A 25,493-nucleotide genomic window follows, 5' to 3' on the forward strand; every position below is an offset into this window, starting at 1 on the left:
CCGGTAGTGCCGGCCGCTGGCCGGCAACCCTTCTCCGTTACAGCGGCGGCATCGTCTGCAGGTCGCCGTCGACCAGTTCGATCGCCATCACCACCGCGTCTTCGCGGCCCTGTGCGGCCGGATAGTAGCGCGGACGACGGCCGATCTCGTTGAAGCCTTCGCTGTGGTACAGCGCCAGCGCCGGCGTGTTGGACGGACGCACTTCCAGGAACACACGCTGCGCACCGCGGTTGCCTGCCAGCTGCACCAGTGCGCGCAGCAGTTGGCGACCCAGCCCACGCGACTGCGCCAGCGGATCGATGCAGATGTTCAATACATGTGCCTCATCGGCGGCAATGCTGAGCACGCCGTAGCCGATCAACTGGCCATCGCGCTCCATCGCCAGGCCGGGATAACCGGCACGCAGGCAATCAACGAAGATGCCGCGGGTCCATGGGAATGGATACCCACGCACTTCAATCGCCATCACCGCATTGAGGTCGCTCTCGCGCAATGCGCGCAGGCTGACCGGGCCGGGCTGGCTGACCGCACTCATGGTGCGCCCCGCTTGCGCAGGGCGCGCAGCTGCGGCCACAACGCGCGCTTGGCGGCCGGGTCCTGACGCAGCTGGTCCAGCGGCCAGCTGTCCATCAGCGCCTGCGTGGCAGGGTCGTTGGGATTACAGCCGGAGGCACGCAGCAATGCGATCTGCAGGCGATCCGGGAGCCGCACCACCGGCTGCCGCGCATTGCCACCCGGTAGCGGGCGGGCCGTTGCCGGTGCGGTATCCGGTGCGGTGACGGGGGTCTCGCGACGCGTAGGTGCCGGGCGTTCCTGGTGAGGAGCGGGTGCGGCTTCGGCAGGGTGTTCCCGCATGGAGGCCGAACCCGCCCGCACTTGTTCCGCCGAAGCCGCGGCAGCCGCATCGGCTTCGGCCACGCTCAACTGCAGCGCGGCATCCAGCTCCGCAGCCAACTGGCCGTCGTGATAGACGGTGTAGCCCATGGCCTGCAGCCAGGCCTGCTGGGCGGGTGACCACAGCACGGGCAGTTCCTGGCTCACGCGGCCTCGGGCTTCTTGCGCAGGCGCTGCACGGCCCACATCACCGGGCCGGACAAGGCGTACAGGATGCCGACCGCGAACAGCACGCGCGGCAGATCAATGACCGCGATGGCGATGGCGACCGGCACCAGGGCCAGCACCAGGAACGGCACGCGGTCGGAACGGGTGCCCTTGGCGCCGCCACCCTTGAAGCTCCAGAAACGGATACGGCTGACCATCAACAGCGCCGCGACGATCGTCACCGCCAACGCCACGTAGCGCAGCTGGTTGCCGTCCCAGCCCAGGTTGCCATCGGCGAAGGCCCAGACGAAGGACATCATCAGCCCGGCCGCGGCCGGGCTGGCCAGGCCGACGAACCAGCGTTTGTCGACCACCGCGACCTGGGTGTTGAAGCGGGCCAGGCGCAGCGCCGCGCAGGCGGCATACAGGAAGGCCACGGCCCAGCCGACGCGGCCGAGCAGCGGGTCATCGAACTTCAGCCACGACAGCGACCAGTGGTACATCACCAGCGCCGGGGCCATGCCGAAGCTGACCAGGTCGGCCAGCGAGTCGTACTGGACGCCGAACTCGCTGCTGGTACCGGTCAGGCGCGCCACGCGCCCGTCCAGGCCATCCATCACCGCCGCCACGAACACGGCGATGCTGGCATTGACGAAATCCCCGTTGGCCGCGGCGATGATCGCGTAGAAGCCGGCGAACAGGCCGGCGGTGGTGAACAGGTTGGGCAGCAGGTAAATCGTGCGCGAACGCGGCGGCGGTGTGATCGGGTCCATGGAATCCAGTTTAATCGACTTGCCAGTGCTCGGCGCCAATGCTGCAATCGGCGTTCTACGCCCATTCCGCGGAGTTTGCCATGCGTGCCCTGTCCTGCCTTGGATGCCTGCTGCTGTTGGCCAGTGCCAACGCCGTGGCCGGCCCGGTCTATAAATGGAAGGACGCCCATGGCGTGACCCAGTATTCGGAGACCCCGCCGGCGGGCAAGAAGTTCGAGACCCGCGAACAGGCCCGCACCCCGCAGGCCGCGGCCAGCGCCGAGACCCCGGCCGCGCCGGTGCCGGAGCAGTGCAGCACCGCCCGTGCCAACCTGGCCCTGCTGGAAGGCTCCGGCCAGGTGATGCAGGACACCAATGGCGACGGGAAGGCCGATACCGCGTTGACCGCGGAACAGCGCAGCGCGCAGAAGGGATTGGCGGAGGCCGCCATCAAGGCTTACTGCCCGGCAGAGTGAGGGTTATCGGCAGGGCTTGCAGCCCTGCACCTGCTTCAAGCAACGGCAACGTCAAATGCCAAAGCGGCTCTGGTTTTCTACTGGTTTGGCGGGGCGGTGTGGGCTGGCAGGACACGCCGTAAACCCATCCCTGGGGGCTCGATGGCGCCATCCATGGCGCCAACGGTCCTGCCAACCCACACCGCCCCACCCCCGACAGGTTCCTGGTGACGGTGGTAGATCCACGCCATGCGTGGATGAAATCTGTCAGATCTCGAATTGAATCCGGGGTCAGATCCGTTTTCCTGCGGAAAACGGATCTGACCCCATCCGCATGTCCAACAGATCGCGGGGCCTGTCAATGGCGGGGTGGGTCCGGTTGCGGGAGTGTCCGCGGCATGGATGCCGCGGCCAAGCCCCCAGGGATGGGTTTACGGCGTCTCCCGCAACCGGACCCACCCCGCCATCCCACGGGAAGCCCGCTGTTGCTTCGGCAGTTGCTTCTGAGGTTGCCGGCCAGCGGCCGGCACTACCGCGGGTGCAGGGCGCAGCCCTGCCGATACCCCTCTCCCCGGCCGGGCTGGCAGAATAGGCGTCTCTGCCGTTATCCGAAGCCGACGATGCGCCTCTCCCAGTTCCACCTGCACACCACCAAGGAAACCCCCAGCGACGCCGAGCTCACCAGCCACCGGCTGATGCTGCGCGCGGGCATGATCCGCAAGCTGGCATCGGGCCTGTACACCTGGTCGCCGCTGGGCCTGCGCGTGCTGCGCAAGGTTGAACGCATCGTGCGCGAGGAAATGGACCGCGCCGGTGCCGTGGAATTCCAGATCCCAACCATCCAGCCGAAGGAACTGTGGGAGCAGACCGGGCGCTGGCAGAAGTTCGGCCCGCAGCTGCTGAAGATCAAGGACCGCAAGGACCAGGTGTTCTGCTACAGCCCGACCGCCGAAGAAGCCGCCTGCGACTTCGCGCGCAGCGAGCTGTCCAGCTACAAGCAGCTGCCGGTGAACTTCTACCAGGTGCAGACCAAGTTCCGCGACGAGATCCGCCCGCGCTTCGGCGTGATGCGTTCGCGTGAGTTCCTGATGAAGGACGCCTATTCGTTCCACCTGCACGATGAGTGCCTGGTGCGCGAGTACGAGAACATGAAGTCGGCCTACAGCCGCATCTTCACCCGCCTCGGCCTGGACTTCCGCATGGTGCAGGCCGACTCCGGCGCGATCGGTGGCGATGCCTCGCAGGAATTCCACGTGATCGCCGATTCCGGCGAAGACGCGCTGGTGTTCTCCACCGGTTCGGACTACGCCGCGAACATGGAAGCGGCGATCGCCGCCGATCCGGCACCGCGTGCGGCTGCCAGTGAAGCTATGCGCAAGGTCGACACCCCTACCCAGAAAACCTGCGAGGACGTCGCGGCGCTGCTCGGCATCGAGCTGCAGCGCACGGTGAAGTCGGTGGCGCTGATCGCCGGTGAAGGCGAAGCACAGCAGTTCGTGCTGGTGCTGGTGCGCGGCGACCATGAGGTCAACGAGATCAAGCTGGCCAAGGTCGCCGGCCTGGACGAACAGCGCTTCGCCAGCGAGGCGGAAATCGCCGAGTACCTGGGCAGCGTGCCGGGCTTCCTCGGCCCGGTCGCCCCGGCCAAGGCCATCCGCGTGGTCGCCGACCGCGAAGTGGCCGCGATGTCCGACTTCGTCGTCGGCGCCAACGAAGTCGGTTTCCACCTGGCCGGGGTCAACTGGGGCCGCGACCTTCCGGAACCGGAAGTGGCCGACATCCGCAACGTGCGTGCCGGTGACCGCGCGCTGGACGGTGGCGAACTGAAGATCGCCCGTGGCATCGAAGTCGGCCACGTGTTCCAGCTCGGCCGCAAATATGCCGAAGCGCTGGATGCCACCGTGCTGGACGAGAACGGCAAGGCGGCGGTGATGGCGATGGGCTGCTACGGCATCGGTATCTCGCGCGTGGTGGCTGCCGCGATCGAACAGAACCATGACGATGCCGGCATCATTTGGCCGGACGCGATGGCGCCGTGGCAGGTGGTGGTGTGCGTGATCAACCCGAAGGGCGACGCCGCCGTGGCCGATGCTGCTGCCAGCCTGCTGCAGGAACTCCGCGACGCCGGCCTGGACGCGGCACTCGACGACCGCGGCCTGCGCCCGGGCGCGATGTTCGCCGACATGGAACTGATCGGCATTCCGCACCGCGTGGTGGTGAGCGAGCGCGGCCTGGCCGCCGGTACCTACGAGTACCGCTCGCGCCGCGCCAGCGAAGCGGAAAGCCTGGACAAGGCCACCCTGCTGCAGCGACTGCAGGGCTGATCAGGAGAAGACCGGGGCATGCCCCGGTCTTTTTTTTGCCTGTCGCCCAGTTGAGCAATATTGCAGCGGACATAATCCGGTCAAAATCGACGCAATGCAGCCGGGATGCTGCCAGGCCATGACCCGCCTGCATTTGTGCTGTGATTAATTCATCTCTATTCTGTCCCGCGACGCCATGGACTGGCTCGTCCCGTCCACATTTTAGTTTCCGGAGTAACCGTAAATGAGCATTGACCTGACCGGCCTGTCGGCACGCGAGCTGGGCGCCCTGATCCGTACCGCCAAGAAGCAGCAGACCATCGTCGCCAAGCGCCGGCCAATCACCAAGGTCCGGGCCCAGCTGACCAAGCTGGCCAAGACCGAGGGTTACACCATCGAAGAACTGTTCGGCGGCGCCCCGGCACCGCGCGCGCGCAAAGCCGCCCCGGCAGCCAAGGCACCGTCCAAGACCGCCGGCCGCAAGCTGGGCAAGGTTGCCCCGAAGTACCGCAACCCGGCCAACCCCAAGGAAACCTGGACCGGTCGTGGCAAGCAGCCGCGCTGGATGGCCGAGCTGACCGCCAAGGGCAACAAGAAGCCGGAAGATTTCCTGATCAAGAAGGCCTGAGGCCGGATCGGGATGCAATGAAAAACGCCGGCGGAAGCCGGCGTTTTTCATTCTTCGGTGTGCGGGCCAACGGTCCACACCTACAGCGTTTTGCGCGCCGGCATCAGCAGGTTGCCGAACAGCAGGCCGGCCACCAGCGCCATCACCACGTTGAGCACGGTGAGGAACACGCTTTGGCCCGCGCCAACGTCCTGCTGCTGGACCAGGGTCAGCACGCCGCGCAGGCTGGTGCTGCCGGGCACCATCATGATGATGCCGGGCAGGCGGATGATCGCTCCTGGGCGGCCAACGAGGCGGCCGAACAGATTGCCACCGGCGGTCAGCAACATCGCTGACAGGAAGATGCCGGCCGGCGCGCCCCAGGCGTGCCCGCCGAACTTGGAGATCGCGTAACCCGCCACCGAGGCCGCGATCACCCACGGGTAATCGCGCCGGTTGGCCTTGAACAGCATCGCGAAGGCGAATGCCGCGGTCAGCAGCGAACCCCACTCCACCCACGGCCCCTGCGGCCGCGTGGCGCGGATCACCGGGTCCAGGCCGAGTACATCGGCCAGGGTCACCGCGATCATCGCGCCCACGCTGAGCTTCATGATGGTGGTCAACGCGCCGGCGAAGCGCGCGGTACCGGAGACCCAATGCTGGCTGGCGAGTTCATTGACCGCATTGGTCAGCGACATGCCCGGCAGCAGCACCACCAGCGAGGCGATGATCACCGTGTTGAGGTTGAGTGCGCCGACGAAGGACGCAACCAGGGTTGCGACCATGCCGGCCAGCAGCGCCGCCAGCGCCTCGGCCGCTTCGCGGGTGGCCGGGCGACGGTCGGTGACCATGCCGAGCAGGCCGATCATCAGGCCGATGACACCGGCGGTGGCGATGTCCAGCCACGGCAGCTTCCACATGCCGGCCACGCCGGCCGCGCCCAGGGTGAATGAAAGAATGGTGCGCAGCTTGCCGCGCCGGCCCGGATCCTTGTCCAGCTGGCGCAGCGCGGTGTGGCCCTGGGCAATGCTCATCCGCCCGTTGGCCACTTCCTCGGCGATATGGTCGGCGACGCTGAGCTTGTGCAGGTCGTTCTCGCCGGGTGCCAGGCGGATCACGCGGGTGATGTCGCTGGAGCCGATCGCCTGTGCCGGGTCGCTGAAACTGAGGATGATACCGGTGGGATTCGACCACGGTTCACAATCCAGATCGAGCTGGCGGGCCAGTGCCACCACCGCCGTTTCCAGGCGCTGGGCCGTGGTGCCGTAGCTGTGCAGGCGTCCGGCGATCTCGGAAACAAAGGCCACGCGCTGCGCGTAGGTGGCCTGGGGCGTGGGGATCGTGTGAGCGTCTGCGGACATGCGCCGTAGTATTACCTACTGCCGGGCCGCACTGGATAAATTCATCCGGGTTCGACGCGATGCCCCAGACAGAACGGTTATGCTGCGATCCGAATGGCCCAAGTGACCCCGAACCACGCCCCCCAGCTCGAACAGGATGCCCATGACCCGGGCCTGATCCGCCTGTCCGGCACCTGGACCTTGAAGACCGCGCTGGCCGCGGCCGAAGTCCTGCGCGGCGTTCCCGACACGCTGACCGGCATCGATGCCACCGGCATCGAGAAGATGGATTCGGCCGGCGTGCTGCAGGTGCTGCGCGTGGCGCATCGCGCCGACCTTGGCGAGGATGCACTGCAGTTCCGGCCGGACCACCAGGCGCTGGTCTGCACCATCGAGGAAGTGGCTGACGACCGGCCCCGGCCCAAGCGCGATTTCGGCGTGCTGGCGGCGCTGGAACGGCTCGGTGTCAGCGTCCATGCCACTGGCCACAACATCAAGGCGCTGTGCAGTTTCCTCGGCGAAAACCTGGTCAAGGCAGCACGCCTGGTCAAGGAACCCCGTCGCTTCCGCCTGACCGCCACCGTCCACCAGATGGAGCAGGTCGGGCTGGACGCAGTACCGCTGGTGGCGCTGCTGTCCTACCTGGTTGGCGCGGTGATCGCCTTCCTCGGCTCGACCATCCTGCGCGACTTCGGCGCCGAGATCTACGTGGTCGAGCTGGTCAACATTGCCTTCCTGCGCGAGTTCGCCGTGCTGCTGACCGCGATCGTGCTGGCCGGCCGCACCGCCAGTGCGTTCACCGCGCAGATCGGCGCGATGAAGGCGCGCGAGGAAATCGACGCGATGCGCACGCTGGGTCTGGATCCGATCGACCTGCTGGTGCTGCCACGCCTGCTTGCGCTGCTGGTCACCCTGCCCCTGCTGACCTTCATCGCGATGATCGCGGGCCTGGCCGGCGGCATCACTGTCGGCGCGTTCGACCTCGACATCCCGCCGCAGATGTACATCGCGCGCATGCACGAGACGATGGAAGTGCGGCACATGCTGGTCGGCCTGTCGAAGGCGCCGGTGTTTGCGCTGGTGATCGGCCTGATCGGCTGCCTGGAAGGGCTGAAGGTGGAAGGCACGGCGCAGTCGGTCGGTGAACGCACCACCTCCAGCGTGGTGCAGACGATCTCGCTGGTGATCATCATCGACGCCTTCGCGGCGTTGTGGTTCATGCACATGGACTGGTGACATGAGCACGCATCCGACTCCCGAAGAAATACCCATGCAGGACGGCGACGGCCACGCCCTGGCCATCCGCGTGCGTGGGCTGGTCAACCGCTTCGGCAGCCAGACCGTGCATGAAGACCTGGACCTGGACGTGCGCCGTGGCGAGATCCTGGGCGTGGTGGGTGGCTCGGGCACCGGCAAGTCGGTGCTGATGCGCTCGATCCTGGGCCTGCGCACGCCCGACGCCGGCCAGATCGAAGTGCTGGGCCGCGATGCGCGTGCCGACGACGCCGAGAGCCGCCTGCACATCGAACGCAATACCGGCGTGCTGTTCCAGGACGGCGCCCTGTTCTCATCGCTGACCGTGGGCGAGAACGTGCAGGTGCCCTTGAAGGAACACCACCGCGAATTGCCCGAGCGCTGGCACTACGAGCTGGCGCTGCTGAAGGTGAAGCTGGCCGGCCTTCCCGCCGATGCGATCAACAAGCTGCCATCGCAGTTGTCCGGTGGCATGCGCAAGCGCGCCGGCCTGGCCCGCGCGCTGGCGCTGGACCCGCCGCTGCTGTTCCTGGATGAACCGACCGCAGGCCTCGACCCGATCGGTGCGGCCGCGTTCGACCGCCTGATCAAGACCCTGCAGGAGGCGCTGGGGCTGACCGTGTTCCTGATCACCCACGACCTGGACACGCTGTACGCCATCTGCGACCGGGTGGCGGTGATCGCCGACCGCAAAGTGGTGGCCAACGCGCCACTGCCGGACATCGAGAAACTGGATCATCCGTGGATCCAGGAATACTTCCACGGACCGCGTGCGCGTGCCGCGCGCGGCGAACAGATCGAGAGTGCCTGAGCCATGGAAACCAAAGCCAACTACGTGCTGATCGGCGCGTTCACCCTGATCACCGGCCTGGCCCTGCTGGCCTTCGGCCTGTGGGCGGCCAAGTACTCCTCCGACCGCACCTGGCAGGAATACCGCGTGGTGTTCCGCGAGGCGGTGACCGGCCTGTCGGTGGGCAGCCCGGTGCAGTACAACGGCATCGCGGTCGGTTCGATCATCGAACTGAACCTGGTGCCGGACGACCCGCGCCAGGTGGTCGCACGCATCCGCCTGAACTCGACCACCCCGGTCAAGACCGATACCCGCGCCAAGCTGGCGATCACCAGCCTGACCGGCCCATCGATCATCCAGCTCAGCGGCGGCACGCCGCAGTCGCCGGCGCTGACCACGGTCAACAAGGATCCGGCGCCGATCATCCCGACCACGCCGTCGGCCCTGCAGAACATCACCGACGTCGCCAACCGCATCGTCGAGCGCATGGACCAGATCCTCAGCGACCGCAACGTGGCCTCGATCAACGCGACGCTGGCCAACCTGGAGACGATCAGCGGCGGCCTGGCCGACCGTGACCAGGGCACGCAGGCGCTGCTGCTCAGCGCGCGCGACGCCGCCCGCAGCCTGGACACCACGCTGAAGACCACCAACGGCACCATCGAGCGCCTGGACAGGAACCTGGTGCAGCAGCTGCCGGGCATCATCGACAAGCTGGACGGCACCCTGGCCAAGCTCGACTCGGCCGCCGGCAACGCCGATTCGATCCTTGGCGAGAACCGCGCCGCGATCAACAGCTTCGCCAATGATGGCCTCGGCCAGCTGGGCCCGACGCTGACCGAACTGCGCGGCCTGATCCGCGACCTGCGCCGGGTCAGCGACCGCCTCGAGAACAACCCCGCGCGCTACCTGCTGGGCCGCGACGCACCGAAGGAGTTCGAACCCAAATGAGCCCGATGCCCCTTCCGCGCCTGCTGCTGGCCGCTTCGCTGGTCACCCTGCTGGGCGGCTGCTCCATCCTTGGCAGCAGCGAGAAAACTGCGGTGACGCTGTACTCGCCCGCCGTGCAGGTGAAGGCCGATCCGGCGTGGCCGCAGGCCAGCTGGCAGCTGGTACTGGCCAAGCCCAGCGCCGCACGCATGGTCGACAGCCCGCGCATCAACGTGCGGCCGACCCCATCGCAGCTGGAGATCTACAAGGGCGCCAGCTGGGCCCAGCCGGCCACCGACATGATCGAGGACACCCTGCTGCGCGGCTTTGAGGATTCCGGACGCATCCACGGCGTGGCCCGCAGCACCGCCGGCATCCGCGCCGACTACAAGCTGTCCACCGACGTACGCCGCTTCGAATCGGACTACCAGGGCCAGGCCACGCCGACGGTGGTGATCGAGGTCAACGCCAAGCTGATCCACGTCGCCGACCAGCGCGTGGTGGCCGACCGCACCTTCCGCCAGGCACAGCCGGTCGGCAGCACCGATGTGCCGGCCGTGACCGCCGCGTTCGAGCGCGGCCTGCAGCAGCTGGCGCAGGACATGGTGGGGTGGACGCTGGTCAGCGGGCAGAACGACACCGTGGCGGCCAAGCGCTGATGCATCCCAGCTTTGCTCGCCGGGCATGGCCCGGCGCTACCGCCGCGCGAAACGGGTAGCGCCGGGCCATGCCCGGCGGCGCCGTATCAACGTGGCGCGATCCAGCGGAACGTCAGGTTGATCCGCTCGCCCTGCAGCCGCGCCATCTTCGGCAACGCGTGCTGGTAATGACGCTGGGTCTGCCCCGCCATCACCAGAAGGTCTCCATGGCCGAGCAGGTATTCCGCCTTGCGCGCTGGATCATCACGCCGGCGCAGCAGGAAACGCCGTGCCGCGCCCAGGCTCAGCGAGGCGATCACCGGCGCCGGGCCCAGTTCGGGTTCGTCGTCGCTGTGCCAGCCCATGTAATCGCCGCCGCTGCGATAGCGGTTCAGCAGTACGCTGTTGAAGCGGCCGAGGCCATCGTCCTGCAGGCGCTCGCGCATGCCCTGCAGAGACGGCGGCCACGGGTGCGGCACGAATTCCGCCCCCGAGTAGCGATAACGCGCCTGCGGATCACCTATCCAGCAGCTCAACCGCGGCGAATCCACCCAGTGGCCGAACATGCGGATGCGATGGACCTCCCACGGCACGCCGGCCTGCAGATCACGCTGCAAGGCATCGGCTTCGGCAGGAGACAGCCAGGCCTGGCGGTGCTGGACGTCGGCATCGGGGAGGTCGTGGGGAAACAGCATGGCGGCACAGTAGCACCTGGTGGATTTGCCGTTGCAGCGGCGATTGCCGGAAAATGAGGGCAGTCCCGTTGCTGGCCCCGAACAATGCGCACTCTTTTCCTTGCCGGGCTTCATCGATGAGCGGTGCAGCGTCCGGAGTCCGGCAGCTCACCTTCTCGGTCCTGCGCGCACTGTTCCGTGCCCTGCCGATGCCGGCGTCGTTGCGTGATCGGCTGCGCAACCGGGGCCTGGACCGCATTGGCAGCTGGAGTCCGCCTCCGCCACGTGGTCGCATCGGCGCCGCTGCCGACGGCATCCGTCCACTGCAGCGCGCCGATGAACGTGCGATCGGCTACGCCGCCGCGGAAGAGGCGTCCCTGCCGGCAGCTCTGCCGGCCACATTGGTGGCCTTCTACCTGCCGCAGTTCCATCCGTTCGAAGAGAACGATGCCTGGTGGGGCAAGGGCTTCACCGAATGGCGCAACGTCAGCCGTGCCCTGCCGCAGTTCGAGGGGCATGTGCAGCCGCGCCTGCCCGGTGATCTGGGCTTCTACGACCTTCGTGTTGGCGAGACGCTGCGCGCGCAGGCACGGTTGGCAACCGACCATGGCATCGGCGCGTTCTGCTTCTATTTCTACTGGTTCAGTGGCCACACGCTGATGGAGCAGCCCCTGCGCCAATGGCTGGCCGACAGCACGATTGAACTGCCGTTCTGCCTGTGCTGGGCCAACGAGAACTGGACCCGGCGCTGGGATGGGCGCAACCAGGACGTACTGATCGGCCAACAGCACAGTGCCGAGGATGACCTGGCGTTCATCGCCCACGTTGCCGATTACCTGCGCGACCGGCGTGCGTTGAAGGTCGAGGGACGACCGGTGCTTTTGCTGTACCGGCCGCAGTTGCTGCCCGATCCCAAGGCTACGGCGGCGCGCTGGCGTGGCTGGTGCCGTGACAACGGCATCGGCGAGATCCATCTGGCCTACGTGCAGAGTTTCGAACGCCCGGATCCCCGCGATATCGGCTTCGATGCCGCAGTGGAATTCCCACCGAACATTGCCGCTCCGCGCCAGCTGAACACCACGCAGTTCCTGCTCAATCCAGATTACGAAGGCGACGTGCGCGACTGGCGTGAGCTGGCGGCGCAGATGCGCCGTGCACCGCTGGCGGACTATCCGTTGTATCCAGGCGTCAACCCTGGCTGGGACAACGAAGCGCGCCGCCCGGGACGCGGCCGCGTGCTGCTTCACGCGTCGCCGCGTGGCTACAGCGACTGGTTGCACGACACGGTGCACGAGCGGCTGCGCGATGTACCGCAGGCCCAGCGCTTGGTGTTCATCAACGCCTGGAACGAATGGGCGGAAAGCGCTGTTCTTGAACCGGATGCCCGTCTCGGCCATGCCTGGCTGCAGGCCACCCGGCGCGCGCTGGTCCCCGCGCAGGCCGCTCCGTCGCGTCCCTGCATCGTCATCCACGCGTGGTTCCTGGATGCGCTGCCGGAGCTGTTGCAGGCGGTGAAGGACAGCGGGCTACAGGCACGCCTGGTCATCACCACCACAGGGGAGCGTCAGGCACAGGTGCAGTCGATCGTCGATGCGCAGGGCCTGACCGCTGAAATCTGGGTCTACGACAACCACGGCCGTGACGTCCTGCCGTTCCTGCACGCAGCCGACCGGTTGCTGCAGCAGAATGAATCACTGGTGCTGAAGCTGCATACCAAACGCTCCAGCCATCGCGACAACGGCGACCAGTGGCGGCGCGAGATGGTCGACGCGCTGCTGGGCACTGCCCGGGCTGCCGCGAACCTCGCCCATCTGCAGGCCGATCCCCGCATCGGCCTGATGGCTCCGGCAGGCCACCTGCTGAAGGTGGCAGACTACATCGGCGGCAATGCACTGCGCATGGAGCGGCTCTGGGCATTGCTGGGCCTGGACAGCGCGCCTGGTGACGGGCAGTTCGCGTCCGGCAGCATGTTCTGGGTGCGCCTGCCGGCGCTGCGCCCGTTGCTCGATGCCCATCTGCTGCCGAGCATGTTCGACACCGAAGCCGGGCAGATCGATGGCACGCTGGCGCATGCCATCGAACGTGCGACCGGAGCCGTGGTGTCCGCTGCCGGGTTCACTGTGGCCGACACCTCCGAGGTGGAAGGCGCTCCCCCGCGTGCTTCCTCCTCGGAATATGCCTACGCCCGAGGACGCTGAGGCTGCGGCCTCAGCTGCGCGCAAACGCCACGCCGGTCTTCTCCTTCAGCTCCTCGTCGCCGACACCCGGCGCCGCTTCCACCAGCACCAGACCGGCATCGGTGACGTCGAATACGGCCAGGTCGGTGATGATGCGGTCGACCACGCCGACGCCGGTCAGCGGCAGCGTGCATTCGGCCAGGATCTTGTGCTCACCGTTCTTCGCGGTGTGCTCCATCAGCACCACCACGCGCTGCACGCCGGCCACCAGGTCCATCGCGCCGCCCATGCCCTTGACCATCTTGCCGGGCACCATCCAGTTGGCCAGGTCGCCCTTGTCGGTAACCTGCATGGCGCCGAGGATGGCCAGGTTGACGTGGCCGCCACGGATCATCGCGAAGCTGTCATGGCTGCCGAAATAGCTGGCACCGGCACGCGCGGTGACGGTCTGCTTGCCGGCATTGATCAGGTCCGCATCGACTTCGGCGTCGGTCGGGAACGGGCCGATGCCCAGCAGGCCGTTTTCCGACTGCAGCCACACGTCCACGCCCTCGGGGATGTGGTTGGCAACCAGGGTCGGCAGGCCGATACCCAGGTTCACATAGGCACCGTCGGTCAGCTCCTTGGCAGCGCGCGCCGCCATCTCGTCACGGGTCCACGCCATGTCAGTTGCCCTCCGCGCGGATGGTGCGCTGTTCGATGCGTTTTTCAGGATGCGCGTTGTGCACGATGCGGTGCACGTAGATGCCCGGCAGATGCACCTGGTCCGGATCAATGGCGCCGACCGGTACCACCTCCTCCACTTCCACGATGCAGACCTTGCCGGCCATCGCACAGGCAGGGTTGAAGTTGCGCGCGGTCTTGCGGAACACCAGGTTGCCAGCCTCGTCGGCCTTCCACGCCTTGACCAGCGCCACGTCGGCGCGCAGCGCGGTTTCCATCACGTAGTGCTTGCCGTCGAACTCGCGGGTTTCCTTGCCTTCGGCCACCACCGTGCCGTAGCCGGTGGCGGTGAAGAACGCCGGGATGCCGGCGCCACCGGCGCGCAGGCGCTCGGCAAGGGTGCCCTGCGGATTGAATTCGAGCTCCAGTTCGCCGGCCAGGAACTGCCGCTCGAACTCCTTGTTCTCACCCACGTAGGACGAAATCATCTTCCTGATCTGCCGCGTTTCCAGCAGCTGGCCGAGGCCGAAGCCATCGACTCCCGCATTGTTGGAGATCACGGTCAGGCCCTTGGCCCCGCTGTCACGCAGCGCGGCGATCAGCGCCTCGGGAATGCCGCACAGGCCGAAGCCTCCGACAGCCAGGGTCTGGCCATCGGCGACCACGCCCTCCAGCGCCTGCGCCGCCGTGGCAAAGCGCTTGCCGCGCCTGCCGGTGGAAGTCACGTGTTCCATTTCTACAGCCCCACACGGGAAGAATGAGCGCATTCTAGCGCTACACCTGCCTACCGCTGGGATGCGCCGCAGCATGACGCCACGGCGCGTTCCGGCTCAACGAGCGCGCGGCGTCTTCGCGGTGGCGCGATGTTCCAGCGCCAGCAGCACCGCAAACCCCAGCAGCAGTGTTACCGGCATGCGCACACGGTCGGCACTGGTGCGCAGGTGCCAGTCCAGGTCATGCGGTGTTCCCAGGTAGACCAGGAACAGCACCGCTGTGTACGCCAGCGCCGTCAGCACGGCAGCCGATGCCGCCGGAACCCGCAGCACCGGGCGCCAGAGCACCGCCAGCACCAGCAACGGCACCAGCACCCATATATCCAGCAGCAGGCGCCCGACGATCGGCAGGGTACCGCCCTCGCTGCCAAGCCGCGCCAACAGCTGCGTCTTCATGTCGCTTCCCGCGAGGTCATTGCCCACCCCTGCCTGCCCGACAGCCAGCTTCCATGCCAGCAGTGGCAGCAGGGCCACAACCGCAGCCAGGAGGATGCGCCAGCCCAGGCGACGCTCACGCAGCACGCCTTCGCCCAGCACCACGGCCGTCAACAAGGCCGCAAGCACGGCGCCCTCGTTCTTCAACATCGACAGTACGGCCACCAGCAAGGTGAATGCGACCAGCTCGCAGCTGCCACCATGCCCCGCGCGCGCGCGGTGACGCATCGCTGTCGCCACGGCAGCGACGGCGTAGACCGCCACCAGCGGGTCCATGTAGCCGTTCATCAGCATGTCCCGTGCCAGGCGCAGCAGCAGCACTGCGAACAGCACGCCGCACCAGCGCCAGCGGAAACTCGGGGCGATCAGCAGCAGTGCCGGCAGCAGCAGCAGCGGTGCCACCGCCTTGGGCAGCAGTTCGTTCCAGTGCCCGGCCAGGCCTGCTGCACAGGCCATCAACAACGGAACCAGCGCGGGATAGTCGTTGTGGCTCCACGGCGCGTAATCATCCAGCTGGGCGTACAACGTGCCCTCCAGGTAGATCCGCTTGGCATGGAAGAGCCAGATCGAACGCGGGTCCCAGCCATCGCTGGGGCTTCCCAGTGCGATCAACACCAGCACCAGCACGGCCAGGACCAGAGGAGCGGTACGCAGTTCACGCACGGCCGGCAGGGCGAGCAGCGCGCTGAGCACGACCGCGCCGAATGCCACCTGTACCGGCCAGCCCATCAGGCCCACGGCGGCCAGGCCGTAGCAGAGAAGAATAGAGACCAGCATGGCCAGCGCCGCACGGCGCCCTGGTTCAGCGGCAGTCGGCAAGAACGACATCTCCGCTCCTCCCCTGGACGTGGCACTGGTCAACCAGCGGATCACCGGCCCTCAGCAGGCGCTGCGGGGTATCGGTATCGCTGAACCGGACCGGATACAGCGCCTCCCACATGCGTTGCTGGATCAATGGGTCGTCCTTCAGCCCCTGCCCGAGTGAAAGCAGCGAGGGAGCGATCGGCTGCGCGCGCACCAGATCACGTGCATCCACCACCTCGCGTGGCACGGATGCCTCGAATCCCGCGTCCTCAGCGAAGGCCTGGCGCAGCAACGACGTCTGATAGTCCGATCGCTTGGCGACCGATACGAGGGAAGCAGCCAACAGCAGCACCAGGATCCCGGCAATCGCCAGGTCCCGGCACGGAGTGCGCAGGGGGGGAGAGGTGGAGGTCATGTCATCCATGAAACGTTTCAGGAAACCAACGGAAGAATCAATACGCCAGCAGCGCCCGGGCTATCGGCAACGGTAGTCGGAGGGCATCCGGCTGTCGCGGAAGGGATCGGTGAGTGCATCGGTGTACTGCCCCATCAGCAGGCGGTGGGTCGGCAGCAGGTTCTGCCGGTAGAAGCGGCCGAACGATGCGAGACGCTCGCCGCGCGCGGTCAACCGCACACAACCATCATGGATCTGCACGGTTCCAGACTGCAGCTGCTCGGTCAGGCGCACTTCCACCAGGTGATGCTCGGGGACGTACTCTTCGATGAAGACCTGCCGGAAGGCATCCTCGCGGATGCCGCCACCACGCTGCTGCAGCTTCTCCAGGATGTAGAAGGACAGCGAACGATCGATGACGGTCGGGACCGAAATCGCGAACACGTAGCCTCCCAGCAGCCAGATGGCGGCCAGCTGGATCATTTCGAGGCGGCTGAAATCCCTGAACCACTTCAACGCGTACAGGCCCGCGAACACCACCACCACTGCGATCACTGCGTCGAGGATGCTGGCATACAGCACCACGTTAACGCGGAACTGGCGCATATGGACGTAGTAGACCAGCAGCAGGGTGGCAATGAACGCCAGGGTTGCCAGCGCGGCACGCAGATACTTGTTCATTTGAACACCAGGAATTTGTTGGCAACGAAGCTGAAAGCCATCTGCATCCCCGTGGCCATTACGAATCCGATGCGGTAGTCCAGACCCCATCGATCGGCCCAGACGTACATCACCAGCGCATGCAGCACGGCGATCACCGTGTAGATCAGCAGGAACAGCGAGCCCTGCCGTGCCAGGCTGCCCTGCCTGCCATGGAAAACGAAGTAGCGACTGCCGAGGAACGACACGGTGATGCCGAAGACCGCTGCAATCGCATTGGCCACTGCTGCCAGCGGGATGTGCAGCACCTCGATGTTGAAGTGCAGCACTCCATAGTGCACTGCGGTGGCGACCAGGCCATTGATCACGTAGCGGACAGCCTGTCCGCCCAGCGCATCCTTAGCCGCTGCGGCGGCCGGCATGCAGGACCTCGTCGACGAACTCGCGATAGCTGCCCACGCTCATGACGCCACCGCCGCGCATCATCCCCGACAACATCAGGATGATCAGCGTCAATGCCGCGGTCTGCAGGAACACCAGCACCAGGATGCCGAACGCCAGCGAGAACCAGCCCTGCGAGGCAAAGCCCAGCATCTTCAGCCCGGTGGCGACGATGCCGCCGATGATCGACAGTGCCGCCACCATGGTGCAGGCGATGCCCACGCGTACCAGCACGTCCTCGGCAAACACCATCAGTGCACGGAATCCGTGCAGGGCCAGGCCAACGAAGTTCATCTTGCTGCGGCCGGCATAGCGCGGACCACGATCCAGCGCACAGGTCTGCACGCGCAACTTCGAGCCCAGCACGCAGGCGGCAACGTGGATCCACAGCTCCTGCATCGATGCCAGGCGGCGCACCGCCGGCATCTTCGCCGCCATGAAGTTGCCGAAGCTGATCTGGCGTCCGCTGAGCAGCGAGAACAGCAGCTTGTAGACGATGTAGAACGACTTGAACTTCAGCGATTCGACCCGGCTGCGACGACTGGCCACGACCACATCGACATCGGCCGAATCCAGGCCCGCCACCAGCTCGATGATGCTCTCCGGCGTATCCTCGCCATCGGAATCCATCACCACGACAATGTCATTGCCATCGAAGTGTTCGGCCACATAGCCCAGGCCGATGGCGATCGCACGCTGATGCCCGACATTGCGACGCAGGCGAATCACCACGCCCTCCAGCCCGGAGGCCTCCAGGGCGCTGATCGGCAATGGCTGCCGCACCGAGCCGTCGTCCACGGCCACCACATAGGTGTCCAGGCCCTGGGTGCGGGCGAGCTCGACGAACAGCTTCGAAGAGGCTTCCAGGTCCTCGTAGACCGGCATCACCACGATCTTGCGCATCGTCGCCACCTCAGGCCTGCAAGCGATGGCGGAAATAGGCGATGGTCTCCTTCAGGCCGTCCTCCAGGCCGACCTTGGGCTCCCAGCCCAGATCCGCTTTGGCCAGGCTGATATCCGGCTGGCGCTGGCGTGGATCATCCGACGGCAGCGGGCGGTACTCGATCTTCGACGTGCCGCCGACGAGACGGAGCACGGTCTCGGCCAGTTCCAGCATGGTGTACTCGGACGGATTTCCGATATTGATCGGACCGGTGAGATCAGCTGGCGAGTCCATCAGCCCCAGCATGCCTTCTATCAGGTCATCGACATAGCAGAAGCTGCGCGTCTGACTGCCATCACCATAGATGGTGATTGGCTCGCCCTTCAGCGCCTGCACGATGAAGTTGCTGACCACCCGGCCGTCATTGGGATGCATGCGCGGGCCATACGTATTGAAGATGCGCATGACCTTGATCTCCAGCTGGTGCTGGCGCCAGTAGTCGAAGAACAGCGTTTCGGCGCAACGCTTGCCCTCGTCATAGCAGCTGCGGATGCCGATCGGGTTGACCCGGCCCCAGTAGCCTTCCACCTGCGGCGGATTTCCGGATCGCCGTACACCTCGCTGGTGCTGGCCTGCAGGATGCGCGCGCGCAGGCGCTTGGCCAGGCCGAGCATGTTGATCGCCCCATGCACGCTGGTCTTGGTGGTCTGCACCGGGTCCTGCTGGTAGTGGATCGGTGACGCCGGGCAGGCCAGGTTGAAGATCCGGTCCACTTCCACATAGAGCGGGAACGTCACGTCATGGCGCATGAGCTCGAACCGCGGGTGGCCCAGCAGCCCATCCACGTTCGCCTTGCTGCCGGTGTAGAAGTTGTCCACGCAGAGGACGTCATGGCCGCCCGCGATGAGCCGATCGCACAGATGCGACCCAAGGAAGCCCGCGCCACCGGTCACCAGCACGCGTTTCTGATCGTGAGTGAATTTCAAAGCAAACCTCGATCCTTCTGGAACAGCAGGCCAATCGGCGATGGCCACGCGGGCCATGTCCTCGGTCGTCAGCGCGCAATTGTATGCGAACTGCCTGCTGGCCATGGCCCATCGACGGGGAATCGGCCTGCCCCTCCCAAGTCAACGCTACTGGCCGGGCGCCCCTGGCTCACCGGCCGTTTGCAGACCCTCCCGCTATAATCAGGTTTCTCTATCCGGATGGACTGCTTCGATGCCCCTGCCCGCTTTCAAGGCCTACGATATCCGCGGCCGTGTGCCGGAAGAACTGAACGAGGACCTGGCCCGTCGCATCGGCGTCGCCCTGGCCGCGCAGCTCGCGCCGGGCCCGGTGGTCCTCGGCCACGACGTGCGACTGACCAGCCCGGCGCTGCAGGACGCGCTGGCGGCTGGCCTGCGCGGCACCGGCCGCGAGGTGATCGACATCGGCCTGTGCGGCACCGAGGAAGTCTATTTCCAGACCGACCACCTGGGCGCAGCCGGCGGCGTGATGGTCACCGCCAGCCACAACCCGATGGATTACAACGGCATGAAGCTGGTCAAGGAAAACGCACGGCCGATCAGCTCCGATACCGGCCTGTTCGCGATTTCCGACGCGGTCGCCGCCGATACCTCCGAGGCCCAGCCGCCGCGTGCCGGCCAGGTCGCCCAGAATGACAAGAGCGCCTACATCCAACACCTGCTGAGCTATGTCGATGCCGGCAAGCTGAAGCCGCTGAAGCTGGTGGTCAATGCCGGCAACGGCGGCGCAGGCGCCATCGTCGACCTGCTGGCACCGCACCTGCCGTTCGAGTTCATCCGCATCTGCCACGAGCCGGACGGCAGCTTCCCCAACGGCATCCCCAACCCGCTGCTGCCGGAAAACCGCGCCGCCACCGCCAATGCGGTGCGCGAACACGGTGCCGACTTCGGCATCGCCTGGGACGGTGACTTCGACCGTTGCTTCTTCTTCGACCACAGCGGCCGCTTCATCGAGGGCTATTACCTGGTTGGCCTGCTGGCCAAGGCAATCCTGGCGCGCCATCCCGGCGGCAAGATCGTGCATGACCCGCGCCTGGTCTGGAACACGGTGGACATGGTCGAGCAGGCCGGCGGTGTCGCGGTGCAGTGCAAGAGCGGCCATGCCTTCATCAAGGAAAAGATGCGTGCCGAAGACGCGGTGTACGGCGGCGAGATGAGCGCGCACCACTATTTCCGCGAGTTCGCCTACGCCGACTCCGGCATGATTCCGTGGCTGCTGATCGCCCAGCTGGTTTCCGAGAGCGGCCGTTCGCTGGCCGACTGGGTTGAAGATCGCATGGCCGCCTACCCGTGCAGTGGCGAGATCAACTTCAAGGTCGCCGATGCCAAGGCCGCCGTTGCGCGGGTGATGGAGCACTTCGCCGCGCAATCGCCCACACTGGACCACACCGACGGCATCAGTGCCGACTTCGGCAACTGGCGCTTCAACCTGCGCAGCTCCAACACCGAACCGCTGCTGCGCCTGAACGTCGAAGCACGCGGTGACGCTGCGTTGATGCAGGCGCGCACCGACGAAGTTTCCCGTCTGATCCAGCAGTAACCGAGGCCCGCATGAGCAGCATCCAGCCCGTCATCCTGTCCGGTGGATCCGGTACCCGCCTGTGGCCGCTTTCGCGCGAGGCGTACCCGAAGCAGTTCCTGCCCTTGGCGGGTGAACTGACGATGCTGCAGGCCACCTGGAAGCGTGTCGCGCCGATCGCCGCGCGCGGGCCGCTGGTGATCGCCAACGAAGAGCACCGTTTCGTCGCTGCCGAGCAGCTGCAGCAGGTCGGGGCCGAGCCTGCCGCGATCATCCTGGAACCAGTGGGCCGCAACACTGCACCGGCGATTGCCGTGGCCGCGCTGGAGGCCACCCGTGACGGTGCCGACGCGCTGCTGCTGGTGCTGCCCTCCGACCATGTGATCACCGACGAAGCGGCCTTCCGCAGTGCAGTGCAGGCCGCAGCCAGCGCCGCCGACGCCGGCAAGCTGGTGACCTTCGGCATCGTACCAACCGGCCCGGAAACCGGTTATGGCTATATCAAAGCCGCTGATGGACAGGGCGTGCGCGCAGTCGAGCGTTTCGTCGAGAAGCCCGACCTGGAGACCGCCACCGGCTACGTCAGCAGTGGCCAGTACTACTGGAACAGCGGCATGTTCCTGTTCAAGGCCTCGCGCTACCTGCAGGAACTGGAACGCTTCCAGCCGACGATGCTGGCCGGCAGCCGCGGGGCCTGGCAGCAGGCTCGCCGCGATGCGGACTTCACCCGCCTGGACAAGGACGCCTTCACCGCCGTGCCCTCGGACTCGATCGACTACGCGGTGATGGAAAAGACCGCCGACGCGGTGGTGATCCCGCTGGATGCTGGCTGGAACGATGTCGGCTCGTGGACCGCACTGCGCGATGTCTCGCAGCAGGACGGCGACGGCAATGCCCACCAGGGTGATGTGATCGCCATCGATTGCCGCAACACCTACGCCTATGCGCAGCGCCTGGTCGCACTGGTCGGGCTGGATGATGTGATCGTGGTCGAGACCGACGATGCGGTGCTGGTCGGCAAGGCCGACCGCATGCAGGAGGTCAAGACCGTGGTGGCGAAGCTGAAGGCTCAAGGCCGCAGCGAGGCGACGTGGCACCGCAAGGTGTACCGCCCCTGGGGTGCCTACGACTCGATCGACAACGGCGAGCGTTTCCAGGTCAAGCGGATCACGGTCAAGCCCGGCGGCACGCTCAGCCTGCAGATGCATCACCACCGCGCCGAGCACTGGATCGTGGTCAGCGGCACCGCGGAAGTAACCCGCGGCAACGAGGTGATCCTGCTCAGCGAGAACCAGAGCACCTACATCCCGCTGGGCGTGACCCATCGCCTGCGCAATCCGGGCAAGCTGCCGCTGGAACTGATCGAAGTGCAGTCGGGCAGCTACCTGGGCGAGGATGACATCGTGCGGTTCGAGGATACGTACGGGCGCAACTGACGCAGCGCCCGCTGGTGGGTGCCGACCGTTGGTCGGCACGTCGCCTACCGGGTCAGGCGATCTCCGCCATCACCCGCTTCAGGCCGTCCTGCCAGGTCGGCAGCACGATGCCGAAATCCTGCTGCAGCTTGCGGTTGTCCAGCACCGACCAGGCTGGGCGCTTGGCCGGGGTCGGATACTCGGAACTGGGAATCGCCTCGACGGTCGGCACCTTGGCCAGCACGCCAGTGGCCAACGCTTCGGCGAAGATCGCCTCGGCGAACCCATGCCAGCTGGTCTGGCCATTGGCGGTAAGGTGCCAGGTACCAGACAGCTGATCCGAATGCTGCAGCGCCTGCACGGTAACATCGGCGATCAGCGCGGCCGGGGTCGGCGTGCCGATCTGGTCGGCCACCACCCGCAACGCATCACGCTCGGCACCCACGCGCAGCATGGTGCGCAGGAAATTCGCGCCGTGCGAGGCATAGACCCAGGCCGTGCGGAAGATCAGGTGGCGACCACCGGCCGCACGTACGGCATCCTCACCATCTCGCTTGCTGGTGCCATATACACCCAGCGGCGCAGTCGGCTCATCTTCGCGGTACGGCGCGGCACCCTGGCCATCGAACACATAGTCGGTGGAGTAATGCACGAACGGCACGCCATGCGCCGCACACCATCGTGCGATCACCCCCGGAGCCTGCGCATTGGCCGCAAAGGCCGCATCGACCTCCTGTTCGGCACGGTCGACCGCAGTGTAGGCCGCGGCGTTGACCACGATCGAAGGCTGCAGACGATTCAGCAGGGTCGGCAGGCTGTCAGGCTGGCCGAAATCGGCGGTTTCGCAGGCGCTGCCATCCGGCAAATTGCCGCTGCGCGTGGTCGCAACCACCTTGCCCAGCGGCGCCAGCACGCGCAGCAGCTCCTGGCCGACCTGGCCGTTGCCACCGAACACCAGCACGGTCATGGCACGTAGACCGGCAGGCGGTCTTCGGCGATGTCCTTCAGGAACGGCGCGTTCTCATCCTTGGCCGACAGCGTCGGCGCACTGATCGGCCAGTCCACGGCGATATCGGCATCGTTCCAGCGCACGCCGGCGTCGAAGTCCTTCAGGTAGACCTCGGTACACAGGTAGCTGAACACCGCCCGCTCGGACAGCACCGCAAAGCCGTGCGCGAAGCCTTCCGGAATCCAGAACTGCTTCTTGTTCTCCGCGCTCAGCACCACTGCTTCCCACTGGCCGAAGGTCGGCGAGCCACGACGGATATCCACGGCCACGTCGTAGACCTCGCCTTCCAGCACGCTGACCAGCTTGCCCTGCGGGCGCGGCCACTGGTAATGCAGGCCACGCAGTACGCCTTGCGCGGACGTGGACACGTTGCTCTGCACGAAACGGTCCGGCAGGCCCAGCGCGGCGAAGCGTTCGGCGTTCCAGGTTTCGAAGAAGTAACCACGGGCGTCGCCGAACACGGCCGGTTCGATCACCACGCAGCCCGGCAACTTGGTTTCAATCACTTTCACGGAACGACTCCACGCAGGGCGAGTTTGTGCAGGTATTGGCCATAGCCATTCTTGATCAGCGGGGCGGCCAGCGCCTCCAGCTGCTCAGCATTGATCCAACCGTTGCCGAAGGCGATTTCCTCCGGGCAGGACACCTGCAGGCCCTGCCGGGTCTGGATGGTCTCGATGAAATTGGACGCTTCCAGCAATGACTGATGCGTACCCGTATCCAGCCAGGCGTAGCCACGGCCCAGCGGCTCCAGATGCAGGGTGTTCTCGGCCAGGTACCGACGGTTCAGATCGGTTATCTCCAGCTCACCACGCGGCGAGGGCTTCAGCTCGGCAGCATGCGCGCTGGCGTCACCGTCATAGAAGTACAGGCCGGTCACCGCATAGTTCGAACGCGGGATCTCCGGCTTCTCCACCAGGTCGACTACCTTGCCACTCTTGTCGAACTCGGCCACGCCATAGCGCTCCGGGTCGTTCACCCAGTATCCGAACACGGTGGCGCCCTCCTTGCGTTCATCGGCCCGCTTGAGCACTTCGCGAAGGCCATGACCGTGGAAGATGTTGTCGCCCAGCACCAGGCAGCTCGGCTTGCCGGCGACGAAGTCCTTGCCGATCAGATACGCCTGGGCCAGCCCATCGGGGCTGGGCTGCACGGCGTACTGGATGTCCATGCCCCACTGCGAACCGTCTCCCAGCAGCTGCTGGAACAGAGCCTGTTCATGTGGAGTGTTGATGATCAGCACTTCACGGATCCCCGCCAGCATCAGCACGCTGAGCGGGTAGTAGATCATCGGCTTGTCATACACCGGCAGCAGCTGCTTGCTGACGCCCTTGGTGATCGGATACAAGCGGGTGCCGGAACCACCGGCGAGGATGATGCCCTTGCGTTGGGTCATGTCGTGTCCCTTGTTCAGACTGTGGTGCCGATGCGCTGCAGACGGTAGCTGCCATCCAGCACGCCGTTGACCCATGCCTGGTTGTCCAGGTACCAATCGACGGTGAAGGTGATGCCCTGCTCGAAGGTATAGGCCGGTTCCCAACCCAGGTCGTTCTTCAGCTTGGAGGCGTCGATCGCGTAACGGCGGTCGTGGCCGGGGCGATCGGTCACATAGGTGATCTGGCTGCTGCGCGGCTGCCCATCCTCACGCGGGCGACGCTGGTCCAGCAGCGCGCAGATTGCCTGTACCACTTCGATGTTCTGCTTTTCCGAATTGCCACCCACGTTGTAGGTCTCGCCGACCTGGCCCTTGGCCAGCACGGTGCGGATCGCCTCGCAGTGGTCTGACACGAACAGCCAGTCACGCACCTGCTTGCCATCGCCGTACACCGGCAGCGGCTCGCCGGCCAGCGCCTTGGCGATCACCAGCGGAATGAGCTTCTCGGGGAAGTGGTACGGGCCGTAATTGTTCGAGCAGTTGGTGGTCAGCACCGGCAGCCCGTAGGTGTGATGGAACGCACGCACCAGGTGGTCCGAGGCCGCCTTGGACGCCGAGTACGGCGAATTGGGGGCATACGGGGTGGTTTCGCTGAACTTGCCGGTCTCACCCAGGGTGCCGTACACCTCGTCGGTGGACACGTGCAGGAAGCGGAACGCCGCGCCCTGCCCGGCCGGCAGCGCCTTCCAGTAGTCGCGCACGGCTTCCAGCAGGCCCAGGGTGCCCACCACGTTGGTCTGGATGAAGGCGCCAGGGCCGTCGATGGAACGGTCGACGTGGCTTTCAGCGGCGAAATTCAGCACCGCATCCGGTTGGTGCTCGGCCAGCAGGCGGGATACCAGCGCGCTGTCACCGATGTCACCCTGCACAAACACGTGGTGCGGGTTGCCGTCCAGGCTGGACAGCGTCTTCAGGTTGCCGGCGTAGGTGAGCACATCGAGGTTGATGACCTTGATACCGCGGGCGACGGCCTCGAGAACGAAGTTACCGCCAATGAATCCGGCGCCGCCGGTGACAAGCCATGTGGGCACTACGTGATCTCCTGTTCAATGTTGACGTCCACAGGCACCCACGGT

26 protein-coding genes and 1 pseudogene are annotated in these 25,493 nt (G+C 66.1%); 10 read left to right on the top strand and 17 right to left on the bottom strand.

The window, feature by feature from the left end:
• Positions 1 to 37: 37 nt before the first annotated feature.
• Genes rimI through pssA form a run of 3 tightly spaced genes read right to left on the bottom strand, consistent with a single transcriptional unit; the run spans position 38 to position 1,814 of the window.
• Positions 38 to 535 carry a ribosomal protein S18-alanine N-acetyltransferase gene (gene rimI / locus AC5P68_RS03490; RefSeq protein WP_032964690.1) on the bottom strand — a complete coding sequence of 166 codons (498 nt, stop codon included), beginning with the start codon at positions 533 to 535 and terminating at the stop codon, positions 38 to 40.
• On the bottom strand, positions 532 to 1,041 hold the full coding sequence (locus AC5P68_RS03495) for a hypothetical protein (RefSeq protein ID WP_049454429.1): 510 nt from the start codon (positions 1,039 to 1,041) through the stop codon (positions 532 to 534). The genes rimI and AC5P68_RS03495 overlap by 4 nt, the downstream gene beginning before the upstream one ends.
• Entirely contained in the window at positions 1,038 to 1,814 is a 777-nt protein-coding gene (pssA, locus tag AC5P68_RS03500; protein WP_005408007.1) for a CDP-diacylglycerol--serine O-phosphatidyltransferase, read from the bottom strand. The genes AC5P68_RS03495 and pssA overlap by 4 nt, the downstream gene beginning before the upstream one ends.
• 80 nt (positions 1,815 to 1,894) lie before the next feature.
• Here pssA and AC5P68_RS03505 point away from each other — a divergent pair, with 80 nt between their 5' ends.
• The 3 genes from AC5P68_RS03505 to AC5P68_RS03515 all read left to right on the top strand — a co-directional run bounded on the left by AC5P68_RS03505 (position 1,895) and on the right by AC5P68_RS03515 (position 5,179).
• Complete coding sequence (locus AC5P68_RS03505) at positions 1,895 to 2,269, top strand: DUF4124 domain-containing protein (RefSeq protein WP_005408006.1); 375 nt, start codon at positions 1,895 to 1,897, stop codon at positions 2,267 to 2,269.
• A 599-nt stretch (positions 2,270 to 2,868) separates the two neighbouring features.
• Positions 2,869 to 4,572, top strand: a complete 1,704-nt coding sequence (locus AC5P68_RS03510; protein ID WP_024957331.1) for a proline--tRNA ligase — start codon at positions 2,869 to 2,871, stop codon at positions 4,570 to 4,572.
• A gap of 223 nt (positions 4,573 to 4,795) precedes the next feature.
• Complete coding sequence (locus AC5P68_RS03515; RefSeq protein ID WP_005408004.1) at positions 4,796 to 5,179, top strand: H-NS histone family protein; 384 nt, start codon at positions 4,796 to 4,798, stop codon at positions 5,177 to 5,179.
• Positions 5,180 to 5,259: 80 nt separating this feature from the next.
• Here AC5P68_RS03515 and AC5P68_RS03520 read toward each other — a convergent pair whose 3' ends face one another.
• Entirely contained in the window at positions 5,260 to 6,519 is a 1,260-nt protein-coding gene (locus tag AC5P68_RS03520) for a threonine/serine exporter family protein (protein ID WP_005408003.1), read from the bottom strand.
• 93 nt (positions 6,520 to 6,612) lie between these two features.
• On the opposite strand from AC5P68_RS03520, the gene AC5P68_RS03525 reads away from it, so the two are divergent.
• The 4 genes from AC5P68_RS03525 to AC5P68_RS03540 are packed head-to-tail and all read left to right on the top strand — an operon-like array spanning position 6,613 to position 10,131.
• On the top strand, positions 6,613 to 7,734 hold the full coding sequence (locus AC5P68_RS03525) for an ABC transporter permease (RefSeq protein ID WP_005408002.1): 1,122 nt from the start codon (positions 6,613 to 6,615) through the stop codon (positions 7,732 to 7,734).
• Between the two features lies 1 nt (position 7,735).
• On the top strand, positions 7,736 to 8,563 hold the full coding sequence (locus tag AC5P68_RS03530) for an ABC transporter ATP-binding protein (protein WP_235643612.1): 828 nt from the start codon (positions 7,736 to 7,738) through the stop codon (positions 8,561 to 8,563).
• 3 nt (positions 8,564 to 8,566) lie between these two features.
• Positions 8,567 to 9,493, top strand: coding sequence for an MlaD family protein (locus AC5P68_RS03535; RefSeq protein ID WP_005408000.1), 927 nt, complete (start codon positions 8,567 to 8,569; stop codon positions 9,491 to 9,493).
• Positions 9,490 to 10,131, top strand: coding sequence for an ABC-type transport auxiliary lipoprotein family protein (locus AC5P68_RS03540; RefSeq protein ID WP_329772151.1), 642 nt, complete (start codon positions 9,490 to 9,492; stop codon positions 10,129 to 10,131). The genes AC5P68_RS03535 and AC5P68_RS03540 overlap by 4 nt, the downstream gene beginning before the upstream one ends.
• An 86-nt stretch (positions 10,132 to 10,217) precedes the next feature.
• Here AC5P68_RS03540 and AC5P68_RS03545 read toward each other — a convergent pair whose 3' ends face one another.
• A complete protein-coding gene (locus AC5P68_RS03545; protein ID WP_049397562.1) occupies positions 10,218 to 10,805 on the bottom strand; it encodes an alpha-ketoglutarate-dependent dioxygenase AlkB family protein in 588 nt (195 codons plus the stop codon).
• A gap of 116 nt (positions 10,806 to 10,921) precedes the next feature.
• On the opposite strand from AC5P68_RS03545, the gene AC5P68_RS03550 reads away from it, so the two are divergent.
• Positions 10,922 to 12,982, top strand: a complete 2,061-nt coding sequence (locus AC5P68_RS03550) for a glycoside hydrolase family 99-like domain-containing protein (RefSeq protein ID WP_033835486.1) — start codon at positions 10,922 to 10,924, stop codon at positions 12,980 to 12,982.
• 10 nt (positions 12,983 to 12,992) lie between these two features.
• On the opposite strand, the gene AC5P68_RS03555 is transcribed toward AC5P68_RS03550, so the two are convergent.
• The 8 genes and pseudogenes from AC5P68_RS03555 to AC5P68_RS03590 form a co-directional block, all read right to left on the bottom strand.
• A complete protein-coding gene (locus AC5P68_RS03555) occupies positions 12,993 to 13,625 on the bottom strand; it encodes a CoA transferase subunit B (RefSeq protein ID WP_033835485.1) in 633 nt (210 codons plus the stop codon).
• Position 13,626: 1 nt separating this feature from the next.
• A complete protein-coding gene (locus AC5P68_RS03560) occupies positions 13,627 to 14,358 on the bottom strand; it encodes a CoA transferase subunit A (protein WP_033835484.1) in 732 nt (243 codons plus the stop codon).
• A gap of 96 nt (positions 14,359 to 14,454) precedes the next feature.
• Entirely contained in the window at positions 14,455 to 15,660 is a 1,206-nt protein-coding gene (locus tag AC5P68_RS03565) for a hypothetical protein (protein ID WP_231522890.1), read from the bottom strand.
• The gene (locus AC5P68_RS03570; protein ID WP_231522891.1) at positions 15,635 to 16,060 is read right to left on the bottom strand and encodes a hypothetical protein; all 426 of its coding nucleotides are present in this window, start codon (positions 16,058 to 16,060) and stop codon (positions 15,635 to 15,637) included. The genes AC5P68_RS03565 and AC5P68_RS03570 overlap by 26 nt, the downstream gene beginning before the upstream one ends.
• A 51-nt stretch (positions 16,061 to 16,111) precedes the next feature.
• On the bottom strand, positions 16,112 to 16,711 hold the full coding sequence (locus tag AC5P68_RS03575) for a hypothetical protein (protein WP_049397559.1): 600 nt from the start codon (positions 16,709 to 16,711) through the stop codon (positions 16,112 to 16,114).
• Positions 16,708 to 17,112: a GtrA family protein gene (locus tag AC5P68_RS03580; RefSeq protein WP_049430921.1), complete on the bottom strand. Its 405-nt coding sequence runs from the start codon at positions 17,110 to 17,112 to the stop codon at positions 16,708 to 16,710. Before AC5P68_RS03580 ends, AC5P68_RS03575 begins: the two co-directional genes overlap by 4 nt.
• Entirely contained in the window at positions 17,090 to 18,034 is a 945-nt protein-coding gene (locus tag AC5P68_RS03585; RefSeq protein WP_033835480.1) for a glycosyltransferase, read from the bottom strand. Before AC5P68_RS03585 ends, AC5P68_RS03580 begins: the two co-directional genes overlap by 23 nt.
• A 10-nt stretch (positions 18,035 to 18,044) precedes the next feature.
• Positions 18,045 to 19,105: pseudogene (locus AC5P68_RS03590) on the bottom strand (UDP-glucuronic acid decarboxylase family protein).
• A 127-nt stretch (positions 19,106 to 19,232) separates the two neighbouring features.
• On the opposite strand from AC5P68_RS03590, the gene AC5P68_RS03595 reads away from it, so the two are divergent.
• Complete coding sequence (locus AC5P68_RS03595) at positions 19,233 to 20,579, top strand: phosphohexomutase domain-containing protein (protein WP_495216777.1); 1,347 nt, start codon at positions 19,233 to 19,235, stop codon at positions 20,577 to 20,579.
• 11 nt (positions 20,580 to 20,590) lie between these two features.
• Entirely contained in the window at positions 20,591 to 21,994 is a 1,404-nt protein-coding gene (locus AC5P68_RS03600; protein WP_033835477.1) for a mannose-1-phosphate guanylyltransferase/mannose-6-phosphate isomerase, read from the top strand.
• Between the two features lie 52 nt (positions 21,995 to 22,046).
• On the opposite strand, the gene rfbD is transcribed toward AC5P68_RS03600, so the two are convergent.
• From rfbD to rfbB, 4 genes are read right to left on the bottom strand one after another with little or no spacing between them, the layout of a single operon-like run.
• Entirely contained in the window at positions 22,047 to 22,940 is an 894-nt protein-coding gene (gene rfbD / locus AC5P68_RS03605) for a dTDP-4-dehydrorhamnose reductase (protein ID WP_049402804.1), read from the bottom strand.
• Complete coding sequence (rfbC, locus tag AC5P68_RS03610) at positions 22,937 to 23,494, bottom strand: dTDP-4-dehydrorhamnose 3,5-epimerase (protein WP_033835936.1); 558 nt, start codon at positions 23,492 to 23,494, stop codon at positions 22,937 to 22,939. Before rfbC ends, rfbD begins: the two co-directional genes overlap by 4 nt.
• Entirely contained in the window at positions 23,491 to 24,378 is an 888-nt protein-coding gene (gene rfbA, locus AC5P68_RS03615; RefSeq protein ID WP_033835935.1) for a glucose-1-phosphate thymidylyltransferase RfbA, read from the bottom strand. Before rfbA ends, rfbC begins: the two co-directional genes overlap by 4 nt.
• Before the next feature lie 14 nt (positions 24,379 to 24,392).
• The gene (gene rfbB, locus AC5P68_RS03620; RefSeq protein ID WP_033835594.1) at positions 24,393 to 25,448 is read right to left on the bottom strand and encodes a dTDP-glucose 4,6-dehydratase; all 1,056 of its coding nucleotides are present in this window, start codon (positions 25,446 to 25,448) and stop codon (positions 24,393 to 24,395) included.
• Between the last annotated feature and the right edge of the window lie 45 nt (positions 25,449 to 25,493).

The sequence above is a fragment of the Stenotrophomonas sp. YJH_SMC_58 genome, from assembly GCF_059369635.1.

Coding starts and splice junctions, on each gene's coding strand:
- rimI (WP_032964690.1), bottom strand. CDS start 535: ATGAGTGCGGTCAGCCAGCCCGGCCCGGTCAGCCTGCGCGCATTGCGC.
- pssA (WP_005408007.1), bottom strand. CDS start 1,814: ATGGACCCGATCACACCGCCGCCGCGTTCGCGCACGATTTACCTGCTG.
- AC5P68_RS03505 (WP_005408006.1), top strand. CDS start 1,895: ATGCGTGCCCTGTCCTGCCTTGGATGCCTGCTGCTGTTGGCCAGTGCC.
- AC5P68_RS03510 (WP_024957331.1), top strand. CDS start 2,869: ATGCGCCTCTCCCAGTTCCACCTGCACACCACCAAGGAAACCCCCAGC.
- AC5P68_RS03515 (WP_005408004.1), top strand. CDS start 4,796: ATGAGCATTGACCTGACCGGCCTGTCGGCACGCGAGCTGGGCGCCCTG.
- AC5P68_RS03520 (WP_005408003.1), bottom strand. CDS start 6,519: ATGTCCGCAGACGCTCACACGATCCCCACGCCCCAGGCCACCTACGCG.
- AC5P68_RS03525 (WP_005408002.1), top strand. CDS start 6,613: ATGGCCCAAGTGACCCCGAACCACGCCCCCCAGCTCGAACAGGATGCC.
- AC5P68_RS03530 (WP_235643612.1), top strand. CDS start 7,736: ATGAGCACGCATCCGACTCCCGAAGAAATACCCATGCAGGACGGCGAC.
- AC5P68_RS03535 (WP_005408000.1), top strand. CDS start 8,567: ATGGAAACCAAAGCCAACTACGTGCTGATCGGCGCGTTCACCCTGATC.
- AC5P68_RS03540 (WP_329772151.1), top strand. CDS start 9,490: ATGAGCCCGATGCCCCTTCCGCGCCTGCTGCTGGCCGCTTCGCTGGTC.
- AC5P68_RS03545 (WP_049397562.1), bottom strand. CDS start 10,805: ATGCTGTTTCCCCACGACCTCCCCGATGCCGACGTCCAGCACCGCCAG.
- AC5P68_RS03550 (WP_033835486.1), top strand. CDS start 10,922: ATGAGCGGTGCAGCGTCCGGAGTCCGGCAGCTCACCTTCTCGGTCCTG.
- AC5P68_RS03555 (WP_033835485.1), bottom strand. CDS start 13,625: ATGGCGTGGACCCGTGACGAGATGGCGGCGCGCGCTGCCAAGGAGCTG.
- AC5P68_RS03560 (WP_033835484.1), bottom strand. CDS start 14,358: ATGGAACACGTGACTTCCACCGGCAGGCGCGGCAAGCGCTTTGCCACG.
- AC5P68_RS03565 (WP_231522890.1), bottom strand. CDS start 15,660: ATGTCGTTCTTGCCGACTGCCGCTGAACCAGGGCGCCGTGCGGCGCTG.
- AC5P68_RS03570 (WP_231522891.1), bottom strand. CDS start 16,060: ATGGATGACATGACCTCCACCTCTCCCCCCCTGCGCACTCCGTGCCGG.
- AC5P68_RS03575 (WP_049397559.1), bottom strand. CDS start 16,711: ATGAACAAGTATCTGCGTGCCGCGCTGGCAACCCTGGCGTTCATTGCC.
- AC5P68_RS03580 (WP_049430921.1), bottom strand. CDS start 17,112: ATGCCGGCCGCCGCAGCGGCTAAGGATGCGCTGGGCGGACAGGCTGTC.
- AC5P68_RS03585 (WP_033835480.1), bottom strand. CDS start 18,034: ATGCGCAAGATCGTGGTGATGCCGGTCTACGAGGACCTGGAAGCCTCT.
- AC5P68_RS03595 (WP_495216777.1), top strand. CDS start 19,233: ATGCCCCTGCCCGCTTTCAAGGCCTACGATATCCGCGGCCGTGTGCCG.
- AC5P68_RS03600 (WP_033835477.1), top strand. CDS start 20,591: ATGAGCAGCATCCAGCCCGTCATCCTGTCCGGTGGATCCGGTACCCGC.
- rfbD (WP_049402804.1), bottom strand. CDS start 22,940: ATGACCGTGCTGGTGTTCGGTGGCAACGGCCAGGTCGGCCAGGAGCTG.
- rfbA (WP_033835935.1), bottom strand. CDS start 24,378: ATGACCCAACGCAAGGGCATCATCCTCGCCGGTGGTTCCGGCACCCGC.